Origin of the sequence: Streptomyces flavofungini (assembly GCF_041028215.1) — a bacterium.
Lineage (GTDB): Bacteria > Actinomycetota > Actinomycetes > Streptomycetales > Streptomycetaceae > Streptomyces > Streptomyces flavofungini_B.
On sequence record NZ_JASKYR010000530.1, the window covers coordinates 1 to 5,674 of the forward strand.

General features: G+C 72.2%; 4 protein-coding genes. 1 reads left to right on the forward strand and 3 read right to left on the reverse strand.

Translation table 11 applies throughout. The features are described 5' to 3' along the window. Positions 1-236: 236 nt before the first annotated feature. Positions 237-650, reverse strand: a complete 414-nt coding sequence (locus AB8Z36_RS28845) for an NUDIX hydrolase (protein ID WP_440582023.1) — start codon at positions 648-650, stop codon at positions 237-239. A gap of 287 nt (positions 651-937) precedes the next feature. On the opposite strand from AB8Z36_RS28845, the gene AB8Z36_RS28850 reads away from it, so the two are divergent. Further along, the gene (locus AB8Z36_RS28850; protein WP_440582022.1) at positions 938-4,231 is read left to right on the forward strand and encodes a S8 family serine peptidase; all 3,294 of its coding nucleotides are present in this window, start codon (positions 938-940) and stop codon (positions 4,229-4,231) included. A gap of 83 nt (positions 4,232-4,314) precedes the next feature. Here the strand turns inward: AB8Z36_RS28850 and AB8Z36_RS28855 are convergent, their stop codons facing one another. After that, positions 4,315-5,058 (reverse strand): hypothetical protein, encoded by a 744-nt coding sequence (locus AB8Z36_RS28855; RefSeq protein WP_369216324.1) that lies wholly within the window; start codon positions 5,056-5,058, stop codon positions 4,315-4,317. Continuing rightward, positions 5,055-5,585, reverse strand: coding sequence for an RNA polymerase sigma factor (locus AB8Z36_RS28860; RefSeq protein ID WP_369216325.1), 531 nt, complete (start codon positions 5,583-5,585; stop codon positions 5,055-5,057). Before AB8Z36_RS28860 ends, AB8Z36_RS28855 begins: the two co-directional genes overlap by 4 nt. Positions 5,586-5,674: the final 89 nt, after the last annotated feature.

Consider the following 5,674-nt stretch of genomic DNA (forward strand, 5'->3'; position numbering starts at 1 on the left):
CCCCGGGTGCGAACGCGTCGGCAGTGGTCGCGAGGGGCCCCGGGCCGTTCCGGACCCGTGAGTTCCTCGCTCGTACTGGATCGTTGGCAGCGGGGATGGCCTGCGCGTGAACGAGACGGCAACGCGCGGCGCCGATCACCGTACGTGGGCCCTGCGCGGTCACGCGCCTCTCCTCGGGTGGAGGGGAGGCGGTCACTCCGCGTTCATCTTCCGGGGAAGCGAAGGGGTCGCGGGGGTCAGGGCGTGCGGTGGTCGACGGTTCCGCCGCGGCCGTCGGCGGGGCGGTCGCGCCAGAGTCCGAGGCCGATGTCGACCAGGCCCACGCGGTCGAGGTCCGGGACGCTTTCCAGGGGGTGCCAGGCGGCGAGGTCGGTGGAGCCGTCGGTCTCGGGGCGCAGTGTGCCGCCGGTGACACGGCCCTCGTACACGATCCGCAGGCCGTGGAAGTCGGCGGTGGCGCCGAGCCGCCGGGGGTAGCGGCGGCGCAGGGAGTCGATGCCGAGGAGCCTCGACGGTTCCACGGTGTACCCCGTCTCCTCCTCCGCCTCCCGGATCACCGTGTCGTAGGGGTCCTCGCCGTGGTCCATGCCGCCGCCGGGCAGGGTCCAGTGCTTGCTGCCGTCCCCGGCGACCCAGCGGGCCAGCAGGATTTGCCCGTCCTGTACGCATACGGCGTAGGCCGCCACCCGGAGTTCTTTCTGCACGGGTTGACGTTAGGCGCTGCACCGGTCGCCCGTCGTCCGGGAGCAAATCTCGCTATACGGCGCCTTGTCCCCCATGACGCATGGCGGAATTACGCCATGCACATATCACAGCTCGGACAACTCTCCCCAAACACCGATCACTTGCGTAAGGCTGAGCGGTCATCCGGTCCCGGATTTCGGACCCGTCCGAAAATCGGTGCCGGTTCACCCTCTCCCGTCTTTCACGTACAGGGATGCCGATGCCCAGATCCAGTTCCAGCGCCAGACGCGCGCCCCGTCTCGCCATAGCCGTCGGTCTCACCGCCGCGCTGTGCGCGACCGGGGCCGTGCCCCTCGCCTTCGCGGCGGACGGGACGACCCCCGTGCCCGCCCCCAAGTCCTCCGGCGGCAAGCTCGGATCGGCCGACGCCGATCTGCTCGCCGAGGCCAAGGCGGACGGCGAGAAGACCGTCACGATGATGGTCGCCACCGCGCCCGGCGCCACCGAGCAGGTCGCCGACCAGCTCGACGCCGTCAAGGGCGGTTCGGTCGGCCGCACCTACGACAAGCTCGGCTACGTCCGCGCGACCGTGCCGACCGCCAAGGCCGACGCGGCGATCAAGTCCGCGGCCAAGCTGTCGTCCGTGCACGCCATCGACCTGCGGCACGAGATCGAGCTGGACGACCCGACCCCGGCGGCCGACCGCGCCAAGGGCGCGCGGGACGGCGCGCGCGGCACCTACGCGGGGCCGGACAAGCACACCCCGGCGGACAACCCGTACAACCCGTCCGCCGAGACCGGCGCCGTGGACTTCGTCAAGAAGCACCGCAAGGCCGACGGCCGGGGCGTCACCATCGGCATCCTGGACTCCGGCATCGACCTCGGTCACCCGGCGCTGAAGAAGACGACCACCGGCGAGCGCAAGATCACCGACTGGGTGACGGCGACCGACCCGATCGTGGACGCGGACGGCACCTGGCGCCGGATGACCAACCCCGTCAGCGGCCCGGTCTTCACCTGGGAAGGCGAGACGTGGCAGGCCCCGGCGGGCTCCTTCCAGGTCAACCGCTTCCGCGAGTCGGCCACCACCGGCGGCGACGCCAAGGGCGACCTCAACCGCGACGGCGACACCACCGACAGCTGGGGCGTCCTGTACGACCCGGCGTCCGGCACGGTCCGCGTCGACCTGAACAACAACAACGACTTCACCGACGACGAGCCGATGAAGCCGTACAAGGACGGCCACCAGGTCGCCTACTTCGGCAAGGACGACCCGGCGACCGACGTCGTCGAGCGCATCCCGTTCGTCGTCGAGATCCGCAAGGACGTGCCGACCGACCCGTACGGCGGCGAGTGGGTCGGCAAGAAGGCCGACTTCGTCAACATCGGCGTCATCGAGTCCGAGCACGGCACGCACGTCGCGGGCATCACCGCGGCCAACGGCCTGTTCGGCGGCAAGATGAACGGCGCCGCCCCCGGCGCCAAGCTGGTCTCCTCGCGCGCCTGCACCTGGACCGGCGGCTGCACCAACGTGGCGCTGACCGAGGGCATGATCGACCTCGTCACCAAGCGCGGCGTCGACATCGTGAACATGTCGATCGGCGGCCTGCCCGCCCTCAACGACGGCAACAACGCGCGCGCCGAGCTCTACAAGCGCCTCATCGACACCTACGGCGTGCAGCTCGTGATCTCCGCGGGCAACAGCGGCCCCGGCGCCAACACCATCGGCGACCCCGGCCTGGCCGACAAGGTCATCTCGGTGGGCGCGGCCATCTCCAAGGAGACCTGGGCGGCCAACTACGGCTCCAAGGTCGAGCGGAAGTACGCGATGATGCCCTTCTCCTCGCGCGGTCCGCGTGAGGACGGCGGCTTCGCGCCGATCATCTCGGCCCCGGGTTCGGCCATCAACACCACCCAGACCTGGCTGCCGGGCTCCCCGGTGACCGAGGCGGGCTACAAGCTCCCGGCCGGCTACTCCATGCTCCAGGGCACCTCGATGGCGTCCCCGCAGGCCGCGGGCGCCTCGGCACTGCTGCTCTCCGCCGCCAAGCGGGAGAAGATCGACCTGACCCCGGCGAAGCTGCGCACCGCGCTCACCTCGACCGCGGACCGCATCCGCGGCGAGCAGGCCTACGCCCAGGGCACCGGCCTCATCGACATCGTGGACGCCTGGAAGGCCATCGAGGACGACGCGAAGGCGCACTCCTACACGGTGCAGGCCCCGGTCGACACCGCCCTCGAACAGGAGCTGAAGAAGCCGGGCACCGGCATCTACGACCGTGAGGGCGGCCTGAAGACCGGCCAGAAGCGGACGTACGACGTCACGATCACCCGCACCTCGGGCCCGGACCGCGCCGTCCGCCACGAGCTGGACCTGGTCAACAACCACGAGGACACCTTCAAGCTGCTCGGCGACGACGAGGTCTCGCTGCCGCTGAACAAGCCGGTCACCGTCAAGGTCCAGGCGAAGGCCAAGTCGGCCGGTCTGCACAGCGCGATCCTGACCGTCGACGACGAGCGCACCGAGGGCGTCGACCAGCAGATCATGTCCACGGTCGTCGTCTCGGCGCCGCTCGCGAAGCCCTCGTACACCTTCTCCGCCAAGGGCTCCACGCAGCGCAACAGCACCACGTCGTACTTCGTGACCGTGCCCAAGGGCGCCAAGTCCCTGGAGGTCGCGCTCGGCGGTCTGCGGGGCAAGAGCCAGACCCGCTTCATCGCGGTGCACCCGTACGGCGTGCCGGTCGACTCGACCTCGTCGATCGTCTGCTACCCGAACTACGAGAACCCGGCCAACACCTGCCGTCCCGACCTGCGTTCCTACGCGGAGCCGCAGGCGGGCGTCTGGGAGATCGAGGTCGAGTCGCGCCGCACGTCGCCGCTGCTCGACAACCCCTACGAGCTGAAGGTCGCCGCGCTCGGCGTCGACTTCGACCCGGCCGTGCAGACGGTCCCCGAGGCCAAGGTCGGCACCCCGGCGCCGGTCGCCTGGAAGGCGAAGAACAACTTCGCCGCGGTCGACGGCAAGCTGAAGGGCGGCTCGCTCGGCTCGGCCAAGTCGGCCCGGCCCAGCATCGCCCAGGGCGCCAAGCAGACCAGCACGGTCGTCGTGCCCGCGGGTGCCGAGCGGCTCGACGTCGTCATCGGCTCGCCCGCCGACATCGCCGCCGACCTCGACCTGACCGTCAAGAAGGACGGCACGGTCGTCGGCACCTCCGCGGAGGGCGACTCGGAGGAGTCCGTGAGCCTGGCGAAGCCGGCCGCCGGTACGTACACGATCGAGGTGACGGGTTACTCGGTGCCGTCCGGCACGACCGCGTACGACTACCGCGACGTCTTCTTCTCGGGCGCGCTCGGCAGCGTCACGGTCGACGAGGCCAAGAAGGTCAAGCTCGGCAACGGCGACTCCGCGCAGGTCGAGGCCAAGGTCGAGGCGAAGGCCCCGGCCGCCGACGGCCGTGAGCTCTTCGGCGAGGTCTCGCTCCTGAACGCGGGCGGCACGGCCGCGGGCAGCGGCAGCGTGAAGATCGAGAAGGTCACGCCGTAACGTCCCAGAAGCCCCGCCGGAACCGCCCTCGGGCGGAATCCGGCGGGGCTTCACCGTGCGGGGCCTCACCGTGTGGCGCGAGGTCAGTCGCCGGGGCCCGGGCCGCTGTCGCACCGGACGCCCTTCGACGCGGGCAGGGCCTTCAGGATCATCGAGCGCAGACGGTTCCGCTCTTCCCCCACGGCCCAGTCGGCGGGCTCGCCCGCACCCCTGCCGATGGTGATCAGTACGCGGTCGCCCGTCTCCAGGCGCGGGTCCACGTCCTGGTCCATGGGGAACGTGACGGTGCCGCTGCCCGACTCCGGCTTCAGGTACCGCGTCACGTCGACCGTGACCCGGTCCTGGCTGCCCCCCGGCACCGGGTCGACCGCCGTGACCGTGCCCTCCACGATCAGCCGCGAGCACGCGACGAAGCCCTCGGGGCTGAGGTCGGCGTCCGCGCCGCCGTCCTGGCGGCTCTTGCCGTCGGCCGCCGCGCCCGACGCCTTGTCCGCGTCGCCCGCGCCCCGCCCGGCGTCCACCACCAGCCAGGCCAGCCCACCGGCCATGGCGGCGGCCGCCGTGGCGACGGCCACACCGAACGCGACGGCCATCCGGTGCCGGGCCCCGCGCGGCGCCCGGACCGGCACGGGCACCGGCCGCGCGGGCGCGGCATCCGCCGCCAGCGCGTCCCCCACGGCGCCGAGCCCCTCCCGCAGCAGGGCGACGTCCGCGAGGGCCGCCGCGTGCTCGGCGGCGAAACCGGGGTCGCGCAGCGCCTCGCCCGGCACCGGCTCGTCCGTGATCGCGAGCAGCAGCGCGTCGAAGTCCTTCTCCGCCACCGTCACACCACCTCCCCTTCGTGCAGCCGCGCCCGCAGGTGCCGTACCGCCGTGTGCAGCCTGCTCTTGACCGTGCCCTCCGGGATGCCGAGCTCGTCGGCGATCCGGCGGACCGGCAGATCGGCGTAGAAGCGCAGCACCACGACCTGCCGCTGGGCGTCGGGCAGCGCGCCGAGGCCCTGCGCCACGGCCATGGACAGGGCCCGCGACTCCGCGCCGTCCTCGTCCGTGCTCTCCCGCCACAGCACGGCGAGCCGCTCCCCGAGGCGTTCCTGTCTGCGCCGGGCCCGGTGCCAGTCCATCGCCAGGTTCGAGGCCACGACCGCCGCCCACGCCGAGACGTCGCGCGGCGCCGCACGCCCGTCGGCGGCCCGCTCAAGGAGCTTCAGCCGCACCTGCTGCACCCCGTCGGCGAGATCGGCGTGCGGCACGCCGCCGAGGGCGAGCACCGCCCGCACCCGGTCCTCCAGCGCCGGACCGAGCGGATCCGCCCCCTGCGTCTGCGGCGCGCGGCGCGCCTTCCTGCGCAGCAATGTGCGCCTCCCCTCCCCGCGTTTCCCCTACGACGCCCCGGACGCCCGAAACGTGCACGGCGGCGTCCGGGGCGTCGTAGGGGAAACGC